The 25528-nt window shown below is 73.0% G+C and carries 18 protein-coding genes; 15 read left to right on the top strand and 3 right to left on the bottom strand.

Translation table 11 applies throughout. The features are described 5' to 3' along the window. Positions 1–83: 83 nt before the first annotated feature. From I3F54_RS01535 to I3F54_RS01525, 3 genes are all read left to right on the top strand, one after another. A complete protein-coding gene (locus tag I3F54_RS01535) occupies positions 84–689 on the top strand; it encodes a YdbC family protein (protein ID WP_240116682.1) in 606 nt (201 codons plus the stop codon). A 120-nt stretch (positions 690–809) separates the two neighbouring features. Then, on the top strand, positions 810–1469 hold the full coding sequence (locus tag I3F54_RS01530; protein ID WP_240116681.1) for a histidine phosphatase family protein: 660 nt from the start codon (positions 810–812) through the stop codon (positions 1467–1469). Between the two features lie 12 nt (positions 1470–1481). Continuing rightward, positions 1482–2387 carry an ADP-ribosylglycohydrolase family protein gene (locus tag I3F54_RS01525; protein WP_240116680.1) on the top strand — a complete coding sequence of 302 codons (906 nt, stop codon included), beginning with the start codon at positions 1482–1484 and terminating at the stop codon, positions 2385–2387. A 343-nt stretch (positions 2388–2730) separates the two neighbouring features. On the opposite strand, the gene I3F54_RS01520 is transcribed toward I3F54_RS01525, so the two are convergent. Continuing rightward, entirely contained in the window at positions 2731–4278 is a 1548-nt protein-coding gene (locus I3F54_RS01520; protein WP_240116755.1) for an MFS transporter, read from the bottom strand. 181 nt (positions 4279–4459) lie between these two features. Here I3F54_RS01520 and I3F54_RS01515 point away from each other — a divergent pair, with 181 nt between their 5' ends. The 3 genes from I3F54_RS01515 to I3F54_RS01505 all read left to right on the top strand — a co-directional run bounded on the left by I3F54_RS01515 (position 4460) and on the right by I3F54_RS01505 (position 6561). After that, on the top strand, positions 4460–5083 hold the full coding sequence (locus I3F54_RS01515) for a TetR/AcrR family transcriptional regulator (protein WP_240116679.1): 624 nt from the start codon (positions 4460–4462) through the stop codon (positions 5081–5083). Between the two features lie 81 nt (positions 5084–5164). Beyond that, positions 5165–5866, top strand: a complete 702-nt coding sequence (locus I3F54_RS01510; protein ID WP_240116678.1) for a ribonuclease HII — start codon at positions 5165–5167, stop codon at positions 5864–5866. A gap of 68 nt (positions 5867–5934) precedes the next feature. Further along, positions 5935–6561 (top strand): hypothetical protein, encoded by a 627-nt coding sequence (locus I3F54_RS01505; RefSeq protein ID WP_240116677.1) that lies wholly within the window; start codon positions 5935–5937, stop codon positions 6559–6561. A 569-nt stretch (positions 6562–7130) separates the two neighbouring features. Here I3F54_RS01505 and I3F54_RS01500 read toward each other — a convergent pair. Then, positions 7131–7751: a hypothetical protein gene (locus I3F54_RS01500; protein WP_240116676.1), complete on the bottom strand. Its 621-nt coding sequence runs from the start codon at positions 7749–7751 to the stop codon at positions 7131–7133. A 359-nt stretch (positions 7752–8110) separates the two neighbouring features. Between I3F54_RS01500 and I3F54_RS01495 the strand changes: the two genes are divergently transcribed. The 8 genes from I3F54_RS01495 (at position 8111) to I3F54_RS01460 (ending at position 22509) form a co-directional block, all read left to right on the top strand. Further along, entirely contained in the window at positions 8111–10270 is a 2160-nt protein-coding gene (locus tag I3F54_RS01495; protein ID WP_240116675.1) for a RecQ family ATP-dependent DNA helicase, read from the top strand. A gap of 204 nt (positions 10271–10474) precedes the next feature. Beyond that, positions 10475–12565 (top strand): DUF4192 domain-containing protein, encoded by a 2091-nt coding sequence (locus tag I3F54_RS01490; RefSeq protein WP_240116674.1) that lies wholly within the window; start codon positions 10475–10477, stop codon positions 12563–12565. 548 nt (positions 12566–13113) lie between these two features. Further along, the gene (locus I3F54_RS01485; protein WP_240116673.1) at positions 13114–15327 is read left to right on the top strand and encodes a glycogen debranching N-terminal domain-containing protein; all 2214 of its coding nucleotides are present in this window, start codon (positions 13114–13116) and stop codon (positions 15325–15327) included. Positions 15328–15458: 131 nt separating this feature from the next. Further along, positions 15459–16217: an NUDIX domain-containing protein gene (locus I3F54_RS01480; RefSeq protein WP_240116672.1), complete on the top strand. Its 759-nt coding sequence runs from the start codon at positions 15459–15461 to the stop codon at positions 16215–16217. A gap of 67 nt (positions 16218–16284) precedes the next feature. Continuing rightward, complete coding sequence (locus I3F54_RS01475) at positions 16285–18471, top strand: ATP-binding cassette domain-containing protein (protein WP_240116671.1); 2187 nt, start codon at positions 16285–16287, stop codon at positions 18469–18471. 164 nt (positions 18472–18635) lie between these two features. After that, the gene (locus I3F54_RS01470) at positions 18636–19523 is read left to right on the top strand and encodes a FadR/GntR family transcriptional regulator (RefSeq protein ID WP_240116670.1); all 888 of its coding nucleotides are present in this window, start codon (positions 18636–18638) and stop codon (positions 19521–19523) included. Between the two features lie 457 nt (positions 19524–19980). Continuing rightward, complete coding sequence (locus I3F54_RS01465) at positions 19981–21522, top strand: RNA polymerase sigma factor (protein WP_308372995.1); 1542 nt, start codon at positions 19981–19983, stop codon at positions 21520–21522. Between the two features lie 156 nt (positions 21523–21678). Continuing rightward, a complete protein-coding gene (locus I3F54_RS01460; RefSeq protein ID WP_240116669.1) occupies positions 21679–22509 on the top strand; it encodes a serine protease in 831 nt (276 codons plus the stop codon). Between the two features lie 114 nt (positions 22510–22623). Here I3F54_RS01460 and I3F54_RS01455 read toward each other — a convergent pair whose 3' ends face one another. Further along, the gene (locus I3F54_RS01455; protein ID WP_110631647.1) at positions 22624–22854 is read right to left on the bottom strand and encodes a hypothetical protein; all 231 of its coding nucleotides are present in this window, start codon (positions 22852–22854) and stop codon (positions 22624–22626) included. Positions 22855–23296: 442 nt separating this feature from the next. Here I3F54_RS01455 and I3F54_RS01450 point away from each other — a divergent pair, with 442 nt between their 5' ends. Further along, a complete protein-coding gene (locus I3F54_RS01450; protein ID WP_240116668.1) occupies positions 23297–25420 on the top strand; it encodes a type IIA DNA topoisomerase subunit B in 2124 nt (707 codons plus the stop codon). Positions 25421–25528 lie beyond the last annotated feature (108 nt).

Raw genomic sequence — 25528 nt, 5'->3', positions numbered from 1 at the left:
CTGCCACGCGTGCGTGCCGCTTCGCCCGGGCGGACTGCGGCGGAGACGACCACGGCCGCGGCCCCTGGCCTTACGATGGCGCGGTGCTGGTCAAGTGGATTCGCTGCACCGTGGTGGACCGCCGGGGGTTCGAGCGGGGGCAGCGGAAGTGGGCGGGGCTTCCGGGGGAGCCGGGTTTTCGGGGGCAGGGCGGGGGCTGGAGCCGGGAGCGGCCTTCGGTGGCGAACATCTTCGCCTTCTGGGAGAGCCGTGTCTTCTACGACTCCTTCATGGCCCGCTCCCACGACCGGCTGGCCGCGGCGCAGGCGGGCACGTTCAGGGACGCCCAGGTCAGGCTCTTCGACTACCGCTTCGACGTGAAGACGGGCTTCGAGCCCCGGTTCACCGACGCCGACCTGATCCGGGTCGCCCTGTGCCGCGTGCACGAGGCGCGCGTCGAGCACTTCACACTGATGCAGGAGAAGGTCTGGAACCCGGCGATGGCCGGCTCGCCCGGGATGATCCGCGGATTGTTCGCGGAGGCCCCGGGCCACGAGTTCCTGGTGCTGTCGATGTGGCGGTCGGCGGCCGAACACGGAAAGTACCGGACCGAGCGCGTCGAGCGCCTGGCGTTGCGCGCCCAGACGGAGGCGGACGTGGCGGCGCTGTCGGGAGACATGGTGGAGCTCGAACCGAGCTGGACGGTGTGAGCGGTGATGCCGGTACGGGCGGTGTGGGCGGTGTGACGTGGGGCGCGAGCCGTGTGAGGTACGCCGTATGGTTGCCGTAGGGGGTGCTCCTCTCCCCGTCACCGGATCTAGGGTTTTGGCATGGCACGACCACGGCGCATCGTCCTTGTCCGGCACGGGGAGTCAACGGGCAATGTTGATGACACCGTCTACGAACGCGAGCCCGACCACGCTCTGGCCCTGACCGAGCGGGGCCGGCGGCAGGCCGAGGGGACCGGGAAGAGGCTGCGGGAGCTGTTCGGCCAGGAACGCGTCAGCGTGTACGTCTCGCCGTACCGCCGTACGCACGAGACCCTGCGCGCCTTCCACCTCGATGCCGGGCTCATACGGGTGCGCGAGGAGCCCCGGCTGCGCGAGCAGGACTGGGGCAACTGGCAGGAACGCGAGGACGTGCGCCTGCAGAAGGGCTACCGGGACGCCTACGGGCACTTCTTCTACCGTTTCGCCCAGGGTGAGTCCGGTGCCGACGTCTACGACCGGGTCGGTGGCTTCCTGGAGAGCCTCTTCCGCAGCTTCGAGGCCCCCGACCACCCCCCGAACGTCCTGCTGGTGACCCACGGGCTCGCCATGCGGCTGTTCTGCATGCGCTGGTTCCACTGGACCGTCGCCGAGTTCGAGTCCCTGTCCAACCCGGGGAACGCCGAGATGCGCGTGCTCGTTCTCGGGGACGACGGCAAGTACACGCTGGACCGGCCCTTCGAACGGTGGCGGGATCCGGAGCCGTACGGAATCACCGGATAGAGTGGCAGGGCGATGACCGCTGACTCCTCCTTCGAAGGGCGCCTGGAGCGCGCCCTGGCCAGCCTGCGCGGACTTGCGGTGGGGGACGCCCTGGGCTCCCAGTTCTTCGTCCCCGCGAACTATCCGCTGCTGAAGCGCCGCGAGCTGCCCCCGGGGCGGTGGCAGTGGACGGACGACACCGAGATGGCCGGCTCGGTGGTCCTGGTGCTGGCCACCCACCACCGCATCGACCAGGACGCCCTGGCCCGCTCCTTCGCCGACCGCCACGACTTCGACCGCGGGTACGGCCCCGCGGTCAACCGCCTGCTGCGCCTGGTCCGCGAGGGCGGCGACTGGCGGGAGCTGTCGTCCGCCCTCTTCAACGGCCAGGGCTCCTGGGGCAACGGCGCCGCGATGCGGATCGCCCCGCTGGGTGCCTGGTACGCCGACGACCCGGAGCAGGCCACCCACCAGGCGGAGATCTCCGCCTACCCCACCCACCAGCACCGCGAGGCCGTCGTCGGCGCCATGGCGGTGGCCTCGGCGGCCGCCCTGGCCGGCGCTCCCGGTGGTCCGCCCGCTCCGGAGGCGTTCCTCGACGGCGTGATCGCCCTCATCCCGAAGAGCGCCGTCAGGGCCGGCCTGCGGCGCGCCCGGGACATGCTCGACTACGGAGACCCGGGCACCGTGGCGGCCGTGCTGGGCTGCGGCCGCCGTACGACCGCCCATGACACCGTGCCCTTCGCCCTCTGGTCGGCGGCCCGCTCCCTCGGCGACTACGAGGCGGCGTTCTGGACGACCGCGCAGGTCGGCGGGGACGTCGACACCACCTGCGCCATCGTGGGCGGCGTCCTGGCAGCGGGCAAGGCGGGGACTCCGCCGACGGGCTGGGCGGAACGCACGGAGGACGTTCCCCGCTGGGTGCCACGGGTGGACTGACGGGCCCCGGCCCCTCGGCTCCCGAACCCGCCCCGGAGGCCCGGCGGCCTGCCGCACCGGACGGCGCGCCCTATGACCGCACGGCGGTGCGACGGCCCGCAGCGGGGCGGAGCGGGCCGCGTGGTGGCGCCGCCGTGCCGTACGCCGGTTCGGCGTTCCTGACGGCGCCCCGGCAGTCCGGACGGCGACCCGGCGGCTCTGCGCGGTCTCCGGGAACATCGTGTGAATCAGTGCCCGTCGTCGCTCCGCCCGCGCCCGGCGCGCGGGTGGAGCGGAGCGCCCGGGCGGCACGGTCTCCCGCCGTCCCGGCCGGAACGTTCCGGCCGGGACGGCGGGAGACCGCTCAGCCGACCATGGGTCCCGTCGCACCCGACAGGGCCTCCAGGTCGCTCCTGCGGACCCGGATCACCAGTCCCGCGGTCAGCAGCGCGAGGACGGCCATGGCGGCGGCTGCGACGAAGCCCGTGGAGATCCCCTGGGCGAGCACCGCGTGCCCCCAGGGGGCGGGCAGCTGATGCGTCCTGGCGAACTCGGCCTGCTGTGCGGGCGTGGCATCGGTGAGGAAGTGCGGCAGCTGCCGCTCCGCCTCGTCCTTGCTGGCCGTGCCGAAGACCGTCGTCAGGATGGACAGGCCGAGCGAGCCGCCCACCTGCTGCATGGCGTTGAGCAGGCCGGAGGCCGCTCCGGCCTCGTGCTGGGCCACCCCCGACACCGCGGTGACGGTGAGCGTCACGAAGTTCAGGCCCATGCCGAAGCCGAACACCAGCATCGGACCGAGCACCCCGCCGGCGTAGGAGCTGTCCGAGCTGATGAGGGTCTGCCATGCCAGGCCGGTCACCGCGAGGGTCGAGCCCGCGACCATGAACGGCTTGGGGCCGAGCACCGGCAGGAACCGTTGCGACAGCCCGGCACCGATCGCGATCACGACCGTGACCGGCAGGAAGGCGAGGCCCGCCTGGATCGGGCTGTAGCCGAGCACGTTCTGCACGAACAGGACGATGTAGAAGAACATGCCGAACATCGCCGCGGCGAGGCTGAGCATGATCACGTAGGTTCCGGAGCGGTTGCGGTCGGCGAACATCCGCAGCGGGGTGATGGGCTCCCTGGCCCGCGACTCGACGAACGCGAAGGCGAACAGCAGGACCACCGCCGCGCCGAACGAGCCGATGGTCAGGCTGTCCCGCCAGCCCTCGTCGGCCGCACGGATGAAACCGTAGACGAGCAGGGCCATGCCGCCCGTGGACGTGACGGCGCCCGCGATGTCGAACCGGCCGGTGTGGCGTTCGGACTCGTTGATGTACAGCGGCGCGAGCACTGCGATCAGCACGCCGATGGGCACGTTGACGAAGAACACCCACCGCCAGTCCAGCCACTCGGTGAGCATGCCGCCGGAGAGCAGGCCGATCGCGCCGCCGCCGGCGGACACCGCGGCGAAGACCCCGAAGGCCCGGTTGCGCTCGGGGCCCTCGGGGAAGGTGGTCGTGATCAGCGCCAGCGACGTGGGTGACGCGATCGCGCCGCCCATGCCCTGGAGCACCCGCGCGGCCAGCAGCTGCCAGGGCTCCTGCGCGAGCCCGCCGAGCAGGGAGGCGAGGGTGAACAGCAGGATGCCGGTCATGAAGACCCGGCGGCGCCCGAGGATGTCGCCTGCCCGGCCACCGAGCAGCAGCAGACCGCCGAAGGTGAGCGTGTAGGCGCTGACGACCCAGGTGAGGTCCGTCGTACTGAAGGCGAGCGCGTCTTGAATGTGCGGGAGCGCGATGTTCACAATCGTCGCATCGAGTACCACCATGAGTTGACACGCTGCGATGACCGTGAGCGCGATGCCGGGACGCCCCTCCCGGCGGGCCGCACCCGGTTTCCTGTCCTGAACGAGTTGAGAGGTTGTCACCATGGGTCCCCCACGAGTTGCTTAGTGAACGCTCGCGTTCACTGTCGCGCTCACGGTAGGCGAGCCTCGTTAGTGAACGCAAGCGTTCACTCGCGGTCGGCCGCCAGGCGTGTCCCCCGCCGCCGCTCGCGCGTCCCGTTCCCCCGGAAATGTCCGCTCTCTGTCCGCTGGAGACACTCAGATGGTTACCTCGCGCTGGACGACCGCCTCCGCCCGGGCGGCTTCCCCCCGCCGGCGCGGCGTCGTCCTCGAACACGCGATCCTGGACGCCGCCCTGGAGCAACTCAGTACCGTCGGCTGGAAGGGTCTGACGATGGAGGGCGTCGCCGCCGGCGCCCAGACCGGCAAGGCCGCGGTCTACCGGCGCTGGCCCACCAAGGAGGACCTGGTCGCCGACGCCCTGCAGTCCGGACTGCCCCCCTTCGACGCCGCCCCCGATCTCGGGACCGTGCGTGCCGATCTGGTCGCGCTGTGCCGCCGGGCTCGCGACGCCATGTACTCGCGCCTCGGTTCCGCACTCCGATCAGTCATTCACGAATGCGATCCGTTGCAGGTCGAGCGCTTCCATGGCGTGATCGCCGAAGGTGTTGTGGAGCCGGTCGTCAAACTACTGCGCGAGGTCATCGAACGCGGGATCGATCGCGGGGAGGTGCGTCCCGACGCCCTGAACGGCTTTGTGCTGGACGCGGTTCCGGCCATGATGATGTACCGCTCCAAGATGTGCGGAAGCGAATGGGCCGACCAGGAGCTCGATGAGATGGTCGACCGGCTGATGATGCCGCTGCTGCGCCCCGGCACCGTCTGAGGCCCTCGTCGCCGGGCCCGGCGACGCCTGTGGGAGCCAGGGTGTCGCGCGGGGATCACAGAGGCGTACGCTAAGGGCGCCATGCCGTACGAAGCACCTACCCACACCGTCGAGCGCTCCCTTCGCGCCACGACCGGAGCCAAGGTCATCGCGGGTGTCGACGAGGTGGGGCGCGGCGCCTGGGCCGGTCCCGTCACCGTCTGCGCGGCGGTCACCGGACTGCGCCGGCCCCCCGAAGGGCTCACCGACTCCAAACTGCTCACCGTCAGGCGGCGGGTGGAGCTGGCCGAACGGCTTTCGGCGTGGGTGACCTCGTACGCCCTCGGGCACGCCTCGCCCGAGGAGATCGACGACATCGGGATGACGGCTGCGCTGCGGCTCGCCGCCGTCCGCGCCCTGGAAGCGTTGCCGGACCGCCCGGACGCGGTGATCCTCGACGGCAAGCACGACTACCTCGGTACTCCGTGGCAGGTCCGCACGGTGGTCAAGGGTGACCGGTCCTGCGTCGCGGTGGCCGCGGCCTCGGTGATCGCCAAGGTTCAGCGCGACAAAATGATGGCCGAACTGGGTGTCGAACATGCACACTTCGGTTTCGCGGACAATGCCGGGTACCCGTCGCCGGTGCACAAGGCCGCACTGGCGGAGTGGGGCCCCACCCCCTACCACCGCCTGTCGTGGGCGTATCTTGATGCGCTGCCCCAGTGGCGGCACCTCAAGAAGGCCCGCAGCGGGGCGGACGGAGGGGTTCCGGAGATCGAGGGTCAGCTCGGCTTCGATTTCTGACCGTTCCGCACGCACTCACGTGCCACCCGTTCACGTGAGACGCACCAACGTTTGATAGAAGTCACGTCATGCCTCTCATTCCCGAGGAGCCTCAGATTCACGAGAGTGCCCAGGGTCCCCGCGCCACTCCGGCCAGCGGCCGTAGCGCGCCGACCCCTCGCCCCGTACCCGGACCCCGCCCCGCGGCCCCGCCGCGTCCCGGCCGTCCCGGACCCCTCCGCCCCGCCCCGCCGGCGCAGCGCACGCCCCGCGACGGGGCTGCGGCCAAGCCCGGACCCAAGGGCCCCGCCGCCCCTGCCCAGGCGACCACGCAGATCCAGCTGATCCCGGCCTCGGTCGAGGGGGCGCTGGACGCGGCGGAGGAAGCCGTGGACCTGCTCCTGGACTCCGGTCGCACCCCCGGTGACGTGCTGGTGGTCACCACCGGCGAACCGCATCCCTGGGCCGCCCACGAGCTGTCCTTCGGTGAGACCTCCTACTGGGCGCAGCACGACGCGCGCGAGGACGTCTTCTACGCCGACGCCGCCGTGGCCGGCCGTGCCGCCTCGCGTGCCGTGGTCGTCGTCGCCGTCAACGGCGGCAGCGACGCCACGGCTGCCTCCGCCCTGTCGCTCGCCCACACCAGGGCCGACGCGCTGCTGATCGTCTGTGGCGATCCGCAGCAGATCAACTCGGTGCTGGGCGCGGGCGTCTGAGCGGTTCGGCGCCGGGCGGGGACACCCGCAGCGCCCCGGAGGGGTCGCCTGCGGTGCTGCGCCGTGCCCGCCGCAGGGTGGGAGCCGGCGCGGATGTGTGCCCTGCGGTCCCGTCGCCGGGTGGCAGCCGGTTGTTCGTGCCCGGGGTGCCGTGCCGCCTGCCGTGCCGCACGCTGCGTGGACGCGGCCGCCGTGTCGCGGCGGTGTGCCTGTGCGGGACTCCGGCAGGCCCGGCCGGGTCGCCGAGCGGGTTCCGCCGCTGCCTCACCCGTGCCGGGGCGCGCCCTACGGGGCCGGCCGGTGCGCGGGCGCCGGTGTGCCACGTGGGCGAGGACCGCTCGCCGGAGGACCGGGAGGGCGGCGTGGACGCGCAGGGGGAGACGGATCGTGCCGTCGGCTCGGGCCCGCCACTCTGCCTGGAGTACCGGGCGGCCGGTGCCTCCGCGGAGGTTCGCGGCTTCGTCCGGGGGACCTGGCGAATCGTTACTTCGACGGGGGCGGGCGAGCCGCTCCGCGGCGGCGGAACGGCGAGCCGTTCCGCCGGTCCGCGGTGCCCTCCGGCCCGTGGCTCAGCGGGCCGCTGCCCGGCGCAGGAGCTCCGACGCGGCACCGCCGGTGCGCGGCAGCGGGGGCGGGACCTCCGAGGCGCCGAAGGGCTCGGGGGAGGAGTCAGCGTTCGGGTGACGGCCCCCGCGGCCCTCGCCGAGGACCTGCCAGCCGTCACGGGTCAGCGTGATGTACGCCCCGCACCGCAGCCCGTGCAGCGTGCACGCGTCGCGCAGTCCCCACATCCACGCGCCGTCCTCCTCCGTCCAGCGCGCGTCGCCGTCCCGGCAGTACAGCAGCACGGCGGTGCGGACCGGGGTGCGGCGCCGCAGGTCGTGCGGGATGACCCGGCGCAGCTGGGCGAGCAGCGCGTTGCGGAACATCCAGCCGTCGGCCGGCGCGGGCCGCCGCACGAAGGACGCGCTCGCCAGCAGCCGTTCCTCCGGGTCGAGGACGGCCACCACCGCGGTCGACGGTCTCGGGCGGTGGCGCGTGTGCAGCCCGCTGACGACCTCCCGCGGACTGCGCAGCAGAGGGATTCCCGCGGAGGCCCACTCGGCGGGCTCCAGCAGACGGCTGGCGGAAGCGGCGGACGTGGACGTCGACAACGAGCCCGCCGAGGACGGAGCGAATCCGAAGGTCACGTTCCTCCCTTCGGCTACGCGCCCACACTGCGGGCGAGTCGGATTCGGGGGAGCGCACACCGCAGCAGAGCCCTACCTGATCACGGGCGGGCCGTGCGGGGAGCGGACCTCAATTCTTCCTGCCGAACTTGGATGCGGCAACGAGCAATTGGGCTCGGCGACCGGTATGCGGTGATCAGTGTCTTATATCACTGCCCCGTGAGGCGCCCGTCGATGCACGGGACGGCGGCGCACCGCACGTTCTACCCCGCCGGACCGCACCGGTCCAGAGGCGAGGTCGTCCGAAAGCACCGGGTGCGCGACCGCCGTCACACCGAGTGAAGTGGTCGGCGGGGCCCGGCATCGGGTTGCATGGGGGCATGGACAACGCTGAGCTCCGTGCCGAAGCCGATGCCGTCCTCGCCGAACTCGTCGGCGCGCCGGGCGGTCCCGCCCGTCTGCGCGAGGACCAGTGGCAGGCCGTGGCGGCCCTGGTGGAGGAGCGCCGGCGCGCCCTGGTGGTGCAGCGCACCGGCTGGGGCAAGTCCGCGGTGTACTTCGTCGCCACCGCGCTGCTGCGGCGGCGCGGAGCCGGTCCCACGGTGATCGTGTCCCCGCTGCTCGCGCTGATGCGCAATCAGGTGGATGCCGCGGAACGGGCGGGCATCCGCGCACGCACCATCAACTCGGCCAACCCGGAGGAGTGGAGCGTCGTCCACGGGGAGATCGAACGCGGCGAGACCGACGTGCTCCTCATCAGCCCCGAACGCCTCAACTCGGTTGACTTCCGCGAGCACGTGCTGCCCGGCCTCGCCGCCACGACCGGCCTGCTGGTCGTCGACGAGGCGCACTGCATCTCCGACTGGGGCCACGACTTCCGCCCCGACTACCGCCGGCTGCGCACGATGCTGGCGGAGTTGCCCGCGGGCGTGCCGGTGCTCGCGACGACGGCCACCGCCAACGCCCGGGTGACCGCGGACGTGGCCGAACAACTCGGCACCGGGGCCGGCGGGGCCCTCGTGCTGCGCGGCCCGCTGGAACGCGAGAGCCTGCGGCTGGGCGTCCTGGAACTGCCGGACGCGGCACACCGGCTGGCCTGGCTGGCCGAGCACCTGGACCGGTTGCCGGGCTCGGGCATCGTCTACGCCCTGACGGTGGCCGCCGCGGAGGAGGCCACCGCCTACCTCCGGCAGCGCGGCCACCAGGTGGCCTCCTACACGGGGAGGACGGAGAACGCGGAGCGGGTCCAGGCCGAGGCGGACCTGCTGGCGAACCGGGTCAAGGCGCTCGTGGCGACCTCGGCGCTGGGCATGGGCTTCGACAAACCCGACCTCGGTTTCGTGGTGCACCTCGGTTCGCCGTCCTCGCCGATCGCGTACTACCAGCAGGTGGGGCGGGCCGGCCGTGGCGTCGAGCACGCGGACGTCCTGCTGCTCCCGGGCAGGGAGGACGAGGCCATCTGGCGCTACTTCGCCGATACCGCCTTTCCCCCCGAGGAGCAGGTGCGCCAGACCCTGTCGGCTCTCGCCGGCGCGGGGCGGCCGCTGTCCGTCCCCGCCCTGGAGGCGGCGGTGGACCTGCGCCGGAGCCGCCTGGAGACCATGCTCAAGGTGCTCGACGTGGACGGCGCGGTCAAGCGGGTGAAGGGTGGCTGGACGGCCACCGGTGCCGCGTGGGTCTACGACGCCGAGCGCTACGCCTGGGTGGCGCGGCAGCGCGCCGCCGAGCAGCAGGCCATGCGCGACTACATCGGCACCCCGCGGTGCCGGATGGAGTTCCTGCGCCGGCAACTGGACGACGAGGGGGCCGCCCCGTGCGGCCGCTGCGACAACTGTGCGGGCGCCTGGATCGACGGGTCCGTCCCGACCGAGGCCCTGGCGGGCGCGGTGAAGGAACTCGACCGCCCCGGGGTGGAAGTCGAGCCGCGCCGGATGTGGCCGACCGGGATGCCCGCCCTGGGCATCGACCTGAAGGGGCGGATCCCGGCGGGCGAGCAGTGCTCCACCGGGCGCGCGCTGGGGCGGCTCTCCGACATCGGCTGGGGCAACCGGCTGCGCCCGCTGCTCGCCGACGGTGCACCGGACGGCCCGGTCCCCGACGACGTCCTGCGGGCAGCGGTGGCGGTCCTCGCCGACTGGGCACGCTCACCCGGCGGCTGGGCTCCGAACGCCCCCGACGCCACCGCCCGGCCCGTCGGCGTCGTCGCCCTCCCGTCCCGCACCCGCCCGCACCTGGTCGCCTCCCTCGCCCAGGGCATCGCGACGGTCGGCCGCCTGCCCCTGCTGGGCACGCTGGCGCACACCGGGTCCGACGGCGCGCACACGGCACGCCGCCACAACTCCGCCCAGCGGCTCGCCACGCTCTCCGGTGCCTTCACGGTTCCCGGCGAACTGGCCGGGGCCCTGACGCGGTCCCCCGGTCCCGTGCTGCTCGTCGACGACTGCACCGACTCCGGCTGGACCCTCGCGGTCGCCGCCCGCCTGCTGCGCCGGGCGGGCAGCGGCCCGGTCCTTCCGCTGGTGCTCGCTGCGGCGGGGTGAGGGCGGGTCGGCGGGGACCGGCCGTGACCCGTCGGCGTGGCTCCATGGTGTGGCCCGGTGATCTCCTGGCCTCGCGGTCTCGCGGCGTGCTGCGCCGGGGTCGGCTGTTGACCCTGCGCTGCTCAGGCCACCTTTTGACGTGTCCTTGATCGGACTTGTCCACAGGCTCAAGCGAAACATTTGATTCCGCGAGATCGTCAGCGCATGACACATCACGGCGAAAAGACCGATTCCTTCGGGAACGGCGAAACCTCCGGTTCCTCCGGAAGTGGCGAGACGGCGGCTTCCCGCCGGAACGGCGAGGGCAGCGGCTTGCTCCCCGGTGACGAGAGGACCGGCCTCCCCCCGGGTGGCGGGGGGACCGGCTTCCTCCCGGACGGTGAGGGGACCGCGGGCAAGCGTGGAGGTGAACCGGCGGATCCCCTCCCGGGCGGAGGAGCGACCGGCCGCCTCCAGCAGGGCGAGGGGAGCAGCCTCCTGCCGGGTGGCGGGGGGACCGGCTTCCCCCAGGGTGAAGGAGCGGATTTCCTCCCGGGTGGTGAGGGGGCGGGCCTTGTCCAGGGCTGCGAGGCGACTTCTTCCCTCCCGGAGGGCGGCATCACTGCTCCGCTCGGCGACGGCGGCTCCGGCGGCCCCTTCGGGAGCGGCGGCCGTACCGCTCCCGCTCACCTGGCGGGGCACGACGGACCCCTCGGGCACGGCAGCCCGGCCGACCCGCACGAGGTCACGCTGCGCAGCCCCTCCGAGCTGGCCGACGCCCTGCCGTATCTCCTCGGCTACCGCCCCGAGGACAGCATCGTCCTGGTCGCCGTCCACGGCGGCGGAGAGCGCGGCAGGTTCGGCGGCCGGGCCCGGCTCGGCATCCCCGCGGGCCAGGAGGACTGGACGGCCGCGGCCCGCCAACTGGCCCACGGACTGGTGACCGGATGCGAACGCCGGGGTGCCCGCCCCGGGCAACTGGTGGCGTACCTCTGCCAGGAACCGACGGAGGGCGAGACCGGCCAGCAGGTCATGGAGCGGCTGGAGCCCCTCGCCCGCGCCCTTCGCGTTCAGTGCGGACTCCTTGACGTGCCGGTCGTCGAGGCCCTGTGCATCTCGGACGGCCGGTTCTGGTCGTACTGCTGCGCGGGCGAGGCCTGCTGCCCGCCCGCAGGCCTCCCCATGGGCCTGCCCGGCACATCCGTGCTGGCCGCGGCCGCCGCCTACGCCGGCATCCGGGTGCGCGGCACCCTCCGCGAGCTGCGGGCCCGGATGCTGCCCTGGGAGAACGCCGGCACCCTCGGACAGCAGAACGCGCTGGACGCCGCCGGGGCGGCACTGGTCCCACGCATCCTCGACGACGCCGAGCGCGTGCGGGTCGCCGAGGAGACGGTGGAACTGGCCGGGCGGATCATCGGGCGCTACGCGGACGCGCCGCCCGTCTCCGGCACGCTCACGGCGGACCGCCGCGACGACGGCCTGCTCGACCACGGCGAGGCGGCACAGTTGATTCTCGGCCTCCAGGACCGCACCACCCGTGATCGCGCCGCCCAGTGGATGGAGGGCGACGAGGCCGGCCCCGCCCTGCGCCTGTGGAGGGCCCTCGCGCGGCGCTGTGTCGGTCCCTACGGGGAGCACGCAGCCGCGCCCCTGACCCTCGCCGGCTGGGTCGCCTGGTCGACGGGCGACGACATCGAGGCCAGGGAGGCATTCGCGATGGCGCTGGGCGCGGACCCCGACTACCTCTTCGCCCGCCTGCTGCACCAGGCCGTGAACGAGGGCCTGGACCCGGAGTCCGTGCGTCGCTGCCTGCGCACCGAGCGCCGGACCCGCGGAACGGCGCCGGACGCCGAACGGCCTGCCGGCGCGACCTCGGACAGCGGAGGCTCGGGTGCCGCCGCGCCGGCCGACGACGAGGGCGAGGGCGACGGCGGAGGGGGAGAGGGAGGCGGAAGGGAGCCGGGAACGGCAGCAGGTGCCGAACCCACCGCTGCACACGGGACGGGAACCGTGGCCGCGCCGCGGATTCGCGTGGGGACCCCGAGCCGCCTTCGTCGCAGCATCACCCGGGGGTCCGCGGGCAGGACGCGGCGCCCTGACGCGGTCGACGTGCGTACGGCGTCGGCGCCCGGCGTGCCCGCCCGGGACCGGTCCGGCAGCCGGCGCCCCCCGGCCTCACCGGCCGGCGGAACACGGCCGCGCACTGCCGGCCAGGACGCACCTCAGCGCAGCGTGCCCCGTGTGTACGACGCGTTGTCCGCGAGCACGGACGGTTTGCACCCCGATGACGGGGGCGGTGGGGGACCGCGGGCCTGAACGGCACGGCGTGACGGCAAGCCCGGGCGGCGGGCCGGTACCGGAGCGGGCGGCGCGGGCAGAGAGGGCGCCGGGTGGCGCGGCGGGGAGTGCGCATGCGCCGTGACGGACTCGGCGGGTCGAGCGGTGGGTGTGTCTCGTGACGGGCGGGGAGAGGCGGGTGGCCGAGCGCGCGGCACCGGGGAGGCGGACGCGACCGTGGCGTGGCGGAGTGTGGGACCCGGCGAGACCGGGCGGCACGACGAGATGCCCCGGACGGGCCCCCGGACGGGCGGGGAGTGCCGGGTGAGAGTGCTTCGCGCGGCGGGGCAGGCACGCTCAGCGGGGCGGGCGGTATCGGCGGCTCGCCGCCATGCCGCCGACCGGCTGGCCGGGCCGCCTGCGGGCGTGACCCGCCGGTGCCCCGCCCCGTTCACCTGAGTGGCGGAGCGCCCGCACCGGGCGGGTCGCCGCACCGTCCCCTGCCCGCCGCACCACCTCCTGTCCGCCGCCGACCTCGACCCGGCGCCCGAGCCGCCCGAGGCGTAAGGCGCGCAGAGGAAGCCTCCATGCAGCAGCCCGAGCCGCCCTTCCGCGACCGCCACGACCGCCTCGACATCGACAGACCCGTGCCGCCTCCCGGCACGGCCAGCGACCCGCCGCCCCGGGCGGCCGGGGCCGCACACCACGGCCCGCCCGCACCGGACAGGCAGCGCGGTACGGCCGGTCCGCCCGACGGGTCTTCCTCTCCCACCGTGGGCCGGGCCGGGCGGACCCCGCCCGCCCCGTCCGGTACAGCCGCGCCGCCGTCCGGGCACACGGTGTCGTCCCGAACCGGTGAACTCCCCTCCGTCCACACCGCGTTGATCTGCCTCTCGCTGCCCGGCCTCGCCGTCTCCGCGGACCACGGGCAGCTCAACGGACGGGGTCTGGAGGGCTTCTACCGGTCGGGTCGCCGCGTGCTCTCCCGCTGCCAGGTACGGGTGGCCGGACGAGAGCCGCTCCCCGTGCAGGCGAGGACGGACGGAGCCGACCGGGCCCGGTTCGTGGCGACCGTGCGCGCGTCGCCGGACGCCGGCCCGGATCCGGACCTCGTGGTCGAACGGCTCCGCTGCGCGGACGGCACGGAGCGGATCACCCTGCGCAGCACGGCCCGCCGGCCCCTGCGTCTGCCGGTGGAGATCGCCCTCGGCACGGACCTGGCCGATCTGGCCGCGATCGCTGCGGGCCGGGCGGGAAGAGAACTCCCGGCCACTGTCCAGGACGCCGGGCTGCGCTGGTCCTGCGCCACCGGCACATCCTCGGTCACGGCCGACCCCCCGCCCGCGGACGCCCTGGCCTCCGCCGGACTGCTGCGGTGGGAGGTCGATCTGCCGCCCGGCGCGGCCGCGAGCATCCGACTGCGGGTGCGGCCCGACGGGGCAGGCCCCCTCCGCAGCGCCGCCTGCACGACGACCAGCCCGCTGGCGGCGGCACGGGCCACCGGAGACGACCCCGGCGTCCCGGCGTTGCTGGAAACCGGCATCGCGGACCTCCGGGCCCTTCTGCTCCGAGACCCCGCGCACCCCTCCGACATCCACCTCGCGGCCGGGGCGCCCTGGCGCTGCGGGCTCGCCCCGGCCGAGGCGCTGGCCGCCGCCCGGATGGCGCTCCCCCTGGGCACCCGGCTCGCCGCCGGCACCCTGCGCGCCCTCGCCCGCACCCAGCTCACGGAGGTGGGACCGTGGTCCGGGACGATCCCGGGCCCGCGCCGGGACGCGGGCCCCCACCTGCCGCCCGGCTGCACCGGCACCGAGGCCACACTGCTCTTCCCCGTCCTCCTGGCGGAAGCCCGCCGCTGGGGACTGCCGGAGCGGGATCTCGACGAACTGCTGCCGACGGCCGAGCGGTGCCTGACCTGGCTGCGGAGCGCCGTGGACGAAGCGGGGTACCTGCACGACCCGCAGCCCGACGGCCCCGCCCGCTGCGAGACCCAGGCCCACGCCCACCGGGCGGCCCTCCTCGGCGCCGACCTGCTCGACGCCTGCGGCAGACCGGGCGGCGACGGGCTACGGCAGTGGGCGGCACGGATGCGGAGGTCCTTCCGGCAGGACTTCTGGACCGACGGCCCGGGCGGTGGCCGGCCCGTCGCGGCGCGGACGCCGGACGGCCGCTCCCTGCCCCACCTCGGCGCCGCCGCCGTCCATCTCCTCGACACCGGACTGCTCGGCGCCGGGGAGCAGGCGCCCGGACTGCTGGACGAGGTGCGGACCGAACGGCTCGCCCGCCTGCTCGGCGGTCCGGCCCTGGACAGCGGCTGGGGACTGCGCGGACTGGGTGCGAAGGAGCCCGGCCACAACCCCTTCGGGCACCGCAGCGGTGCCGTGCGCGTCCACGAGACCGCCGTCGCCGTCGCCGGCCTGGCCGCGGCCGGCCACGAGAGGGAAGCGGGCCCACTGCTGCGCGGCGTCCTGGCCGCGGCCGGGCACTTCGGCCACCGGCTGCCCGAAATGTACGCGGGCGAGCAGCGTACGGAGGGGAGCCTTCCCCTTCCGCACCCGGCTGCCTGCCGACCTGCGGCCACGGCAGCCGCCGCCGGAGTGCTGATGCTGACCGCAGCCGCCGGGATCCGTCCCGACGTACCCGGCGGGACGGTCACGTTGCGTCCCCTGCGCGGCGCGCCCCTCGGAGAACTCGGTCTGACCGGGCTGAGCGTCGCCTGCGCACCCTTCTCCGTGCGGGTCAGCCGCCTCGGCCTCGCCATGGTCGAGGAGGTGGCGCAAGGGCTGCAACTGCGCGCGTGACCTCGTACAACGCCGTACCGTCCGTGGGCGGGCAGTGCGCCGGCGTCCGCATGCCCGAGCGAATCGGATCAGCCATCGAAGCGGCCGACGAGGGGAGTGTTTATCGTCAGGCAGACGACTATGATCGCCGCATGCCCTACGACCCGTCAGCCTTTCCGCCCCTCGCCGTCACCGTGGACCTGGTCGTGCTGACCGTGCGCCGCCATGCTCTGTGCGCGCTGGCGGTACGCAGGGGGGAACCGCCCTTCCAGGGACGCTGGGCGCTCCCCGGCGGTTTCGTACGGGCCGACGAGGACCTGGCGCAGGCCGCGGCGCGCGAGCTGGCAGAGGAGACGGGTCTGCGCGCGCACGAGCCGTCCGCCCCGGCCCAGGACCACGGCGCCCACCTGGAGCAGCTCGCCACCTACGGCGACCCCAAGCGGGATCCGCGCATGCGTGTCGTCAGCGTCGCCCACCTCGCCCTCGCCCCCGACCTGCCCGCACCACGCGCCGGTGGGGACGCCAGCAACGCGCGCTGGGCCCCGGTCGAGGAGCTGCTTCAGCAGGGCGGCTACGGCCGGGACGGGGAACCGGTCGCACCGCTCGCCTTCGACCATGCGCAGATCCTCGCCGACGGCGTGGAGCGCGCCCGCTCGAAGATCGAGTACTCGTCGCTGGCCACCGCTTTCTGCCCGCCCGAGTTCACCGTCGGGGAGTTGCGCCGCGTCTACGAGGCGGTGTGGGGCGTCGCCCTCGACCCACGCAACTTCCACCGCAAGGTCACTGGCACCCCCGGCTTCCTGGTGCCCACCGGAGGCACCACCACCCGCCAGGGCGGTCGCCCCGCCCAGCTCTTCAGGGCGGGCGGGGCGACCCTGCTCAACCCGCCGATGCTGCGTCCCGAGGTGTGAACGCACCTCTGCCGCCACAGCAGGGCGAACACCCTGAAAACGGACATCGCGCGCTATCTTGCTTCGAGTGATCCAGGCCTTCGGACTGACCAGTGTTCCCCGCAAGGACCTTCCGCCCGCCGTCGACGACGTCTCGTTCGAGGCGGGCGCGGGTCGCGTCACCACGCTGCTCGGCACACCGGGCGCGGGCAAGACCACGGCCCTCAGACTCATGCTCGAACTCCAGCGAGGGCGCGGTGTCACCCACTTCAGAGGCCGCCCCCTGCACCGCATCGCCCACCCGTCCCGCGAGGTGGGCGTCCTGCTCGGCGATGTGCCGGGGCATCCGGCCCGCACCGTCCGCGGCCACCTGCGGATGCTCTGCGCCGCGGCGGGCGTGCCGGTGCGCAGGGCCGACGAAGTCATCGAGACCGTGGGCCTGGCCGGTCTGCGCGACGAGCGGCTCGGCACCCTCTCCCGCGCCATGGACCGCCGCCTCGGCCTGGCCTGCGCCCTGCTGGGCGACCCCCACACCCTGGTCCTCGATGCCCCCACCGACGGCCTGTCCGCCCGCGAGAGCCGCTGGCTGTACGGCACGCTGCGCGCGCACGCGGCCCAGGGCGGCACCGTCCTGCTGACCACGGACGACCCCAAGGAGGCGGCCCGCACCGCCGACCGGGTCGTGACGCTGGAGCGGGGCCGCCTCGTCGCCGACCAGGACGCGGCCCACTTCGCCCGCACCCGACTCCGCCCCCGGATCGCCGTCCGTACCCCCCATGCCGCGCGCCTCGCCGCCCTCGTCGCCAAGGAGGCCCGGGCGGCCCGCCGCTCCGTCGAGGTCGTCCAGGACAGCGGCAATCGTCTCTCCGTGTACGGCACCACCTGCGCGGATGTCGGCGAGACCGCGTTCCGTCACGGCATCCTCGTCCATCAACTCGCCGACGAGATCGGCGACATGGGTCCCGGAGCGGGCGTGGACCCGCCCGCCGCGGACGGCGCCGCTCCGGACGTCCCCGCCGGCCGGGCGGACCCCGCCGCGCGGCTCGCGGAGGAAGCGGCGTCCCGACCCGGCTCCGCGGTCCTCGCGGTGTCGGCGCCCGCCCGCACACCGCACCCGGAACCTCCGGCGGGCGACCCCCCGGAGCCCCCGGCAACGCTCACTCCGAGCCGGACCGCCCCGGGTCCCGGCGCCGGCGCGAAGCTCGGCTCGCGCGCCGGCACGGGCGCCGACGCGCCTCCCGGTGCCGATCCGCACCCGGAAGCCGGTGCGCGCCCCGCTCCCGTTGATGACGCGGACCCGCCCGGGGCCCGCACCCCGTCCGCGGGCCGGCCTGCCGCCGCATGTGCGCCCACCACCCCGCCCGGGCCGTCCACCGCCACCGCATCGGCCGCATCCGCACCCGACCGCCCCGGCGGTGGCGCCGCGCGGGGTGCCGCTCGGCGCGGTCCCGCCGTCCCCGTCTCCGCTCTGCCCCCTCTCCCGCCTCCCGTCTCCGTGCGCCCCGCCCCCAGCCCGCTGCGGCCCCTGCGCTACGAACTCCGGCGGGCCACGGGGGTCGGCACGGGGTTCGTCACGGTCGCCGTCGTGCTCGTCGTCTCCGCGGCGACGGCCGCGCTGCTGGCCGGCATCGGCCACACCCCGCAGGCCCGGCTCCTCGCCGCCTGGCCCCAGCAGGTCCCCCTGCCGCCGGCGGCGCTCGGTGCCGGACTGCTCGGCGCGCTCGCTTTCGGCGACGAGTTCCGCCACCCCGCGCTGGCGGCGGACCGGGGCACCGTCCCCCGCCGACTGGGCCTGCTCGTGGCCAAACTCGTCGTCTCCGCGGCCACCGCGCTGCTGCTCGCCTTCCTCACGGTCGGCTGTGACGCCGAAGTGCTCTATCTCCTCTACGGACGCGAACTCGCCGAAGTTCCCGCGGACTGGCTGTCGCTGGGCGCGAGTTGGGCCGGGCTCGTCGTCGGCTGTGCGTGGGCCGGCGTCCTGGCTGCGGGCGTCTTCCGCTCCACGACGGCCGGGCTCGCCGCGGTGGTCGCCGTACCCGTCGCCGTCGTGCCCCTCGTACACCGGGTCGTCGAGGGAGCGGACGTGCGAGCCGCGGCCGGGGTGCCGGTACGGATGCGCGAGGTGTTCCTGCTGCGCTGGCCCTTCGGCGGAGAGCGCTATCTCGCCGCCGCGGCCCGCATGATCGCCCAACCCGTCGGCAGTGCGCTGATGTTGTCACTGACCGCCCTGCTCTGCGCGTATCTGCTCACGACCCTGCGCAGTCGGACCCGGTGATGACCGGGTGTGTCCGAATGATTCCGCAATGTGTGCAACTTCCCTTTGAGGGGCCCATTTCCTTCCGATAAGGCGTCAATTGCGACGAGGTGAGCGATCACCCTTTCGTGTGCTTTTCACCAAAGCCCTCAAGGGAGTTGGGGACGGCGCCGACACAAGACTCCGTGAGTACCCTTGCGCACACCATGATGACCGCCGCCCGCTCCGCCGACTCCGGTCTGGCCGGCCCGGGCGAACTCGACCGCTATCCCTACGCCGAGGCCCCCGCGGTCGAGCGCGTCGGCCCGCCCGCCTGGGACGCCGCGGATCCCGAGCTCGGGCGCGTGGGCCGGCGTGCCGCGGGCAGTCGCGGGCGCGGGCTGCACGGCCAACTCGTCCAGCAACTGGGCCAGATGATCGTCTCCGGTGACCTCGGGGCGGACCGCCCGCTGGTGCCCGAGGAGATCGGCCAGCGCTTCGAGGTCTCCCGCACCGTCGTCCGCGAGTCGCTCCGGGTCCTGGAGGCCAAGGGGCTGGTCAGCGCCCGCCCGAACGTGGGCACGCGCGTGCGCCCCGTCAGCGACTGGAACCTGCTCGACCCGGACATCATCGAGTGGCGCGCCTTCGGGCCGCAGCGCGACGACCAGCGCCGCGAGCTGAGCGAGCTGCGCTGGACGATCGAGCCGCTGGCCGCGCGCCTGGCCGCCGGGCACGGGCGGGAGGAGGTGCAGCAGAGGCTGGCCGACATGGTCGAGATCATGGGGCACGCCTTCACGCAGGGCGACGCGCTCACCTTCTCCAGGGCGGACGCCGAGTTCCACACGCTGCTGATCCAGGTCGCGGGGAACCGCATGCTGGAGCACCTCTCCGGGATCGTGTCCTCCGCCCTCCAGGTGTCCGGCGGTCCCGTCACGGGCTGTGACCGACCCAGCGAGGCGTGTCTGTCCCACCACGGCAGGATCGTCGACGCCCTCGCCGCGGGCGACGGTGCTGCGGCCGAGGCGGCCATGCGCCAGCTCCTGACGGTCCACCCCGGGGTCGAGCGCGTGGTCCCGGCTCCGCGCGAGCACTGACCGCACCCCGCGGGCGGTGCTGCCCGGCGTTGTCGCCCCCTCCTGCGGCATCGCCGGCCGGTCGGCCGCCCCGTCGGACCCCGCAGGACCGCTCCCCGGCGACCCCGGGTGATCACGGGCCTGCGGGGTCCGGCGCCGCGACGGCGGGTGGTCCGGCTGGTGGCGGACAGTGCCCGGCCCCGGCTGAAAGCGTGAGGTGACCTTGTCTGCCCATATTTGATCGCTTTTGAGTGCTTACGGGGTGTGACTCGGGCCACGCAGATTGGGCGTAACGCTCGTGGAAACAACGCGATGACCTAATAGGTGACAGTCGCGGAGGGAATACGGACGCCGGTGACGGCGCTGTGCATCTCCCCGGCCCCGCCCGCGCCGTCGGCCCATCCCCAAGCCGGCGGTCGGCCCCTGTTCGTCGTGGACGGGGCCGGAAGCCGTTTTCCAACGTTCCGAGAGGTTGTTCGTGTCGGCCAGCACATCCCGTACGCTCCCGCCGGAGATTGCCGAGTCCGTCTCTGTCATGGCGCTCATCGAGCGGGGAAAGGCTGAGGGGCAGATTGCCGGCGACGACGTGCGTCGGGCCTTCGAAGCCGACCAGATCCCGGCCACTCAGTGGAAGAACGTACTGCGCAGCCTCAACCAGATCCTCGAGGAAGAGGGTGTGACGCTGATGGTCAGTGCCGCGGAGCCCAAGCGCACCCGAAAGAGCGTCGCAGCGAAGAGTCCGGTCAAGCGCACCGCCACCAGGACGGTCGCGGCGAAGACGGTGACCACGAGGAAGGCCACCGCCAGCACCGCTGCTGCCCCGGCTGCTCCGGCAGCGCCCGCCGACCCCGCCGAGGAAGCCGCCCCGGCCAAGAAGGCCGCAGCCAAGAAGACGGCGACGGCCAAGAAGACCGCGGCGAAGAAGACGACCGCCAAGAAGACCGCGGCCAAGAAGACCAGTGCCAAGAAGGACGACGCCGAGGTTCTTGAGGCCGAGGGCGTCGAGGAGAACAAGGCTCCCGACGAGCCCGAGGGAACCGAGCAGGCCGGATTCGTACTGTCGGACGAGGACGAGGACGACGCGCCCGCGCAGCAGGTCGCCGCGGCCGGCGCCACCGCCGACCCGGTCAAGGACTACCTCAAGCAGATCGGCAAGGTCCCCCTGCTCAACGCCGAGCAGGAGGTGGAGCTCGCCAAGCGCATCGAGGCGGGACTGTTCGCCGAGGACAAGCTCGCCAACTCCGACAAGCTGGCGCCGAAGCTCAAGCGCGAGCTGGAGATCATCGCCGAGGACGGCCGCCGCGCCAAGAACCACCTGCTGGAGGCCAACCTCCGTCTGGTGGTCTCCCTGGCCAAGCGCTACACCGGCCGCGGCATGCTCTTCCTGGACCTCATCCAGGAGGGCAACCTCGGTCTGATCCGCGCGGTGGAGAAGTTCGACTACACCAAGGGCTACAAGTTCTCCACGTACGCCACCTGGTGGATCCGTCAGGCGATCACCCGCGCCATGGCTGACCAGGCCCGCACCATTCGCATCCCGGTGCACATGGTCGAGGTCATCAACAAGCTGGCCCGTGTGCAGCGCCAGATGCTCCAGGACCTGGGTCGCGAGCCCACCCCGGAGGAACTGGCCAAGGAACTCGACATGACCCCGGAGAAGGTCATCGAGGTCCAGAAGTACGGCCGCGAGCCGATCTCCCTGCACACCCCGCTGGGCGAGGACGGCGACAGCGAGTTCGGTGACCTCATCGAGGACTCCGAGGCCGTCGTGCCGGCGGACGCGGTCAGTTTCACGCTCCTCCAGGAGCAGCTGCACTCCGTGCTGGACACCCTGTCCGAGCGCGAGGCGGGCGTCGTGTCCATGCGTTTCGGTCTCACCGACGGTCAGCCGAAGACCCTCGACGAGATCGGCAAGGTCTACGGCGTCACGCGTGAGCGCATCCGCCAGATCGAGTCCAAGACCATGTCGAAGCTGCGTCACCCGTCGCGCTCGCAGGTGCTGCGCGACTACCTCGACTAGGCCACGCCGCCGGACGACAGCAGGTCGCGGCCGCACGGCATCGAAGGCCCGGCTCCCGAACGGGAGCCGGGCCTTCGTGCTGTCGCCGCGAGTGCGGCGCCGGGCGCACTGGATCACTCTGGGTGTCCCATGACCACCCCAGAGTGAGGAGTACGCATGCGTCGTCACCTTGTTCGGGCGCTGATCGGGCCGCTGGCGCTGGCGGCCGTCACCGCCGTCATACCACTGGCGTCCGCCGCCCCCGCCGCCGCGGACAGCGTTGTCGTCGGGGGTTTCCCGGTCGATGTGTCGCAGGGCCCGTGGACCGTTGCGCTGTCCAGCCGTGACCGGTTCGGCGGTACGCGTGCCGGGCAGTTCTGCGGCGGGGTGGTGGTCGGTCCGGACACCGTGCTCACCGCCGCCCACTGCATGGCCGAGGAGGTCCTGGGCGGGCCACCCGGCCAGGTGCGTGATCTCGAGGTCATCGCCGGGCGTACCCAGTTGTTGTCAGGTACGGGGAGAGAGGTCCCGGTGCGTGAGGTGTGGGTGAATCCCGGCTACGACGCCGTCAGCAATGCCGGGGACTTCGCGGTGCTCACGCTGACCGAACCGCTTCCGCAGCAGGACGTCATCGCCATGGCCGCCTCGGGTGACCCGGCGTACGTGCCGGGAACGCCCGCCCTCGTCTACGGCTGGGGCGACACCACGGGAGCCGGCGACTACGCCACCAGCCTGCGGGCGGCCCGGGTCCATGTGCTGTCCGATGCGCAGTGCGAGCAGGCATATCCGGGCGGCAGGGCGGGTGCGTACTTCGCCGACAGCATGTTGTGCGCGGGGGAGGTGCTGGGCGGCAGGGACGCCTGCCAGGGGGACAGCGGCGGCCCGCTGGTCGCGCAGGGCCGGCTGATCGGCCTGGTGTCGTGGGGGAGTGGCTGCGGGCAGCCGGGCAGCCCCGGTGTCTACACCCGGGTGTCTGACGTCGTGAGGGTGCTGGGCGCGGGAGCCTGACGCGGCTCGGGCACCTGCATCACCGTACGACGCGCACGGGCGGCCGTCCCGCAACGGGGACGACCGCCCGTACACCGGCCCGTGCCGGACCTGGCTCGTCGTTTCTGCGAGGGATCAGCGCTCTTCGTCGGAGGCGTTGCCGGGAACGGACGTGAGCCGCTCCGTCTCGTCCTGTATCTCGGCGGCGATCTTCTTGAGTTCCGGCTCGAACTTGCGGCCGTGGTGGGCGCAGAAGAGCAGTTCTCCGCCGCTCAGCAGGACGACGCGCAGGTACGCCTGGGCGCCGCAGCGGTCGCATCGATCAGCGGCCGTCAGCGGGCTCGCGGGGGTCAGAACAGTAGTCACGTCGCCTCTTCTCTAGCTCGACGAGCTGTCGTACCAGGGTCAACATCCAACCAGCCCCAAAACGTTCCCGCTCGCGGCTTTTCCTCGAAAGATTCTTCCGAGGTGGCTGGCTGCTGCCGGGTTGGCGGCGAATGTGCCGTATTGCGTGTCTGTCGTGCCTTACGGTTTCGCGCTGTCGGTCATGGTCGGTCCTCCCGGCCGGGTTGCCGGTTCGTTCTTGAGGACGTGCCCGGAGCCTAAATGGTTCATGCCTCCAAGGGAACGTGATGTGCACTTCACCCCATCGAGGGATCGAACACCCATGCGACTCTCGACTAGTCTGTGAGGAGCACGAGGGTGGCGTTACAACGGCTCTACCAGGCCTCGGTACCCTCTGAGCGGTGACTGAAGCCGTGCCACTACCCTTCGGGGCCCATCTGAAATTCAGCGAGGAGCGAACCGCGTGACCGCCGAGACGTCCGTGTCGTCCACAGCGCTGCTGGCAGGAGCCGAGCGGGACGGGTCCAACTACACCGCGCGGCACCTCCTCGTCCTCGAGGGGCTCGAGGCCGTGCGCAAGCGCCCCGGTATGTACATCGGCTCGACCGACAGCCGTGGCCTGATGCACTGCCTGTGGGAGATCATCGACAACTCCGTGGACGAGGCCCTGGGCGGGTACTGCGACCACATCGAGGTGATCCTGCACGACGACGGTTCGGTCGAGGTCCGGGACAGCGGCCGCGGCATCCCGGTCGACGTCGAGCCCAAGACCGGCCTGTCCGGTGTCGAGGTCGTCATGACCAAGCTGCACGCCGGAGGAAAGTTCGGCGGCGGCTCGTACGCCGCGTCCGGCGGTCTGCACGGCGTCGGCGCCTCGGTGGTCAACGCGCTGTCCGCCCGGCTCGACGTCGAGGTCGACCGCGGGGGGAACACCCACGCGATCAGCTTCCGGCGCGGAGTGCCCGGCGCGTTCGCCGCCGACGGACCGGACGCCCGCTTCGAGTCCAAGGGCGGGCTGCGCAAGGGGAAGAAGATCCCCAAGACCCGGACCGGTACGCGGGTGCGTTACTGGGCCGACCGGCAGATCTTCCTCAAGGACGCGAAGCTCTCCCTGGAGACGCTGCACCAGCGCGCCCGTCAGACGGCGTTCCTGGTCCCGGGACTGACCATCGTCGTCCGGGACGAGTTCGGCCTCGGTGAGGGCGGCAGCAAGGGCGAGGAGTCCTTCCGCTTCGACGGCGGCATCAGTGAGTTCTGTGAGTACCTGGCGAGCGACAGGGCTGTCTGTGACATCCTCCGTTTCAGCGGGCAGGGCACCTTCAAGGAGACCGTCCCGGTCCTGGACGAGCACGGTCAGATGACCCCGGCGGAGGTCACGCGTGAGCTCGGCGTCGACGTCGCCCTGCGCTGGGGCACCGGCTACGACACCACGCTCCGTTCGTTCGTCAACATCATCGCCACGCCCAAGGGGGGCACCCACGTCGCGGGTTTCGAGCAGGCCGTGACCAAGACCGTCAACGAGGTGCTGCGGGCCAAGAAGCTGCTGCGGGTCGCCGAGGACGACATCGTCAAGGACGACGCCTTGGAGGGGCTCACCGCCGTCGTGACCGTACGGCTGGCCGAGCCGCAGTTCGAGGGGCAGACCAAGGAGGTCCTCGGCACCTCGGCCGCCCGCCGCATCGTCAACGCCGTGGTCTCCAAGGAGCTCAAGGCGTTCCTGACCTCCACCAAGCGTGACGCGGCCCAGCAGGCCCGGGTGGTCCTGGAGAAGGCCGTCGCCGCCGCCAGGACGCGCATCGCGGCCCGCCAGCACAAGGACGCGCAGCGCCGCAAGACGGCTCTGGAGTCCTCCTCGCTCCCGGCCAAGCTGGCCGACTGCCGCAGTGACGACGTGGAGCGCAGCGAGCTGTTCATCGTCGAGGGCGACTCCGCGCTCGGCACGGCGAAGCTGGCCCGGAACTCCGAGTTCCAGGCGCTGCTGCCGATCCGCGGCAAGATCCTCAACGTCCAGAAGTCGTCCGTCACGGACATGCTGAAGAACGCGGAGTGCGGAGCGATCATCCAGGTCATAGGAGCCGGCTCGGGCCGGACCTTCGACCTGGACGCGGCCCGCTACGGCAAGATCATCATGATGACCGACGCCGACGTCGACGGCTCCCACATCCGCTGCCTGCTGCTGACGCTGTTCCAGCGCTACATGCGGCCCATGGTCGAGGCCGGCCGCGTCTTCGCCGCCGTCCCTCCGCTGCACCGCGTCGAGCTGGTCCAGCCGAAGAAGGGCATGGACAAGTACGTCTACACGTACTCGGACCGCGAGCTGCGCGACAAGCTCATGGAGCTCCAGAGCAAGGGCATCCGGTACAAGGACTCGATCCAGCGGTACAAGGGCCTCGGCGAGATGGACGCCGACCAGCTGGCCGAGACCACCATGGACCCCCGCCACCGCACCCTGCGCCGGATCAACCTCACCGACCTGGAGGCCGCGGAAGGCGTGTTCGACCTGCTGATGGGCAACGACGTGGCTCCCCGCAAGGAGTTCATCTCCGGCTCCGCAGCCACGCTCGACCGGTCCCGCATCGACGCCTGACCACCGACGCCTGACCACCGACGTCAGGCCGCGGCGTCCGGCCGCGGCCCCGGTCCCCGATCACCGTGTCGCGCCCCGGCACTCACGGCCGGCTGGGGCGTCGTCCGG

Source organism: Streptomyces sp. MUM 2J, from assembly GCF_022414535.1.
In the GTDB taxonomy this organism is placed as follows: domain Bacteria; phylum Actinomycetota; class Actinomycetes; order Streptomycetales; family Streptomycetaceae; genus Streptomyces.
Note: the sequence above shows the minus strand (reverse complement) of the source record. Positions and strands in the feature narration are given on the sequence as shown.

Bases quoted from the DNA above. Each gene is read 5' to 3' on its own strand.
- I3F54_RS01530 (WP_240116681.1), top strand. From the start codon at position 810: ATGGCACGACCACGGCGCATCGTCCTTGTCCGGCACGGGGAGTCAACG.
- I3F54_RS01525 (WP_240116680.1), top strand. From the start codon at position 1,482: ATGACCGCTGACTCCTCCTTCGAAGGGCGCCTGGAGCGCGCCCTGGCC.
- I3F54_RS01515 (WP_240116679.1), top strand. From the start codon at position 4,460: ATGGTTACCTCGCGCTGGACGACCGCCTCCGCCCGGGCGGCTTCCCCC.
- I3F54_RS01510 (WP_240116678.1), top strand. From the start codon at position 5,165: ATGCCGTACGAAGCACCTACCCACACCGTCGAGCGCTCCCTTCGCGCC.
- I3F54_RS01505 (WP_240116677.1), top strand. From the start codon at position 5,935: ATGCCTCTCATTCCCGAGGAGCCTCAGATTCACGAGAGTGCCCAGGGT.
- I3F54_RS01495 (WP_240116675.1), top strand. From the start codon at position 8,111: ATGGACAACGCTGAGCTCCGTGCCGAAGCCGATGCCGTCCTCGCCGAA.
- I3F54_RS01490 (WP_240116674.1), top strand. From the start codon at position 10,475: ATGACACATCACGGCGAAAAGACCGATTCCTTCGGGAACGGCGAAACC.
- I3F54_RS01485 (WP_240116673.1), top strand. From the start codon at position 13,114: ATGCAGCAGCCCGAGCCGCCCTTCCGCGACCGCCACGACCGCCTCGAC.
- I3F54_RS01480 (WP_240116672.1), top strand. From the start codon at position 15,459: ATGCCCTACGACCCGTCAGCCTTTCCGCCCCTCGCCGTCACCGTGGAC.
- I3F54_RS01460 (WP_240116669.1), top strand. From the start codon at position 21,679: ATGCGTCGTCACCTTGTTCGGGCGCTGATCGGGCCGCTGGCGCTGGCG.